Annotated in this window: 1 protein-coding gene; it reads right to left on the bottom strand. The window is 66.1% G+C overall.

The window, feature by feature from the left end; all coding sequences use genetic code 11:
- Nucleotides 1-63: 63 nt before the first annotated feature.
- Entirely contained in the window at nt 64-1,203 is a 1,140-nt protein-coding gene (locus PSR1_RS23230) for an integrase core domain-containing protein (RefSeq protein WP_160309058.1), read from the bottom strand.
- Nucleotides 1,204-1,297 lie beyond the last annotated feature (94 nt).

Raw genomic sequence — 1,297 nt, 5'->3', positions numbered from 1 at the left:
TTTCATGCGCTGTGCAACCGGAGACATGGGTAACGAGTAGACCGGAGACATGGGTAACACTCGTCAGGCGGCGACGAGGCCCAGGTCCGGGTGAGAAGTGTGGATGCGGCCGAGCAGGAGCTTGCAGAAGTAGACCTCGAAGCAGCCCTCCTCGACCTCGACGAAGCCGACGCGTTCGCCTCGCGTCGCCACGCTGATGAAGTACTGGTGACGCCGGAGGGTGACGAGGCCCCACTGGTTCGGGGTGAGGACTTCGAAGCAGTGCGGGTAGTCCGGCTCTGCGATGCGGGTCGGGAACTTCCGCCGCGAGGGGACGTACACATCGGCCGGAGTGCGTTGCTGGAGCGCTTCGTGCGGGCGCCGCTCGTTGTAGATGCGGCGAAACGCATCGAAGCGCTGCTGCTGGGCGCGCATGTTCCTCTCGGGAGGGCGCGCTGTCTCTTGCAGCGTGAGGTGGAAGCGCTCGTGACGGCCGTTCTGATGCGGCTTCCCCGGCTCGATACGCTCGATGGCGATGTCGAGCTTGAGGATCTGGACGGCGAGCTTCGTGATGGCGAGCTGGCCCTTGGGCGCCGCCCAGGGCTGACCGTTGTCGACTCGAAAGGCTTCCGGCAGCCCGTGCTCCCGAAACGCTCGGACCAGTTCGCCCCAGACCTCCCGTCCCGCGCCGCCAACGCCGAACGTGCCGCCCTTGCAGCAGAGCAGGTATCTGCTGAATGCATCGGTCACCGTCAGTGGGTCGCACCGCGTGCCGTCGCCCAGTCGAAACCACCCCTTGAAGTCCATCGCCCAGACCGCGTTCGGCTTGTCTGCGTGCCGAAGCGGCTGCGTACGAGGCTGCCTGTTGCGCATGCGCAACTTGCGCGGGTTTACGAGCCCGCGCCGCTTCAGCAGCTCGCCCACGGTGCTGGCCGCCGGCACTTCCCACCGCCGCTCCTTCTCGAGCTCGACCACGAGCTTCTTAGGCCCCCAGCCCAGTTCCTGGCGTAGCTCGATCAGCCGTTCGGCGACTTCGGGAGCGATGGACCGGCTGTTGCTCTTTGGCCGTCGGGAGCGATCCTTCAGCCCTCCCGGTCCTTCGGCCTCGAACTGGCTCAGCCACTTGTAGCCGGTCTTCGGCGCCACGCCGAACGCGGCGCATAGGCTCGTGAAGGTGGCCTTGTGCTTGCGCGCTGCGAGCACGAATCGGAGGCGTTCGCTCATCGGGTCGGTGTGGGCCCAGGGCATGGGCTCGGACTGTTACCCATGTCTCCGGTCTGACCGTTACCGATGTTGCCGGTTCGGACCGCGCATGAAA

Origin of the sequence: Anaeromyxobacter sp. PSR-1 (genome assembly GCF_000964525.1) — a bacterium.
Classification (GTDB): Bacteria; Myxococcota; Myxococcia; order Myxococcales; family Anaeromyxobacteraceae; genus Anaeromyxobacter.
This window is presented reverse-complemented; position numbering and strand designations above follow the sequence as displayed.

Bases quoted from the DNA above. Each gene is read 5' to 3' on its own strand.
- PSR1_RS23230 (WP_160309058.1), bottom strand. From the start codon at position 1,203: ATGAGCGAACGCCTCCGATTCGTGCTCGCAGCGCGCAAGCACAAGGCC.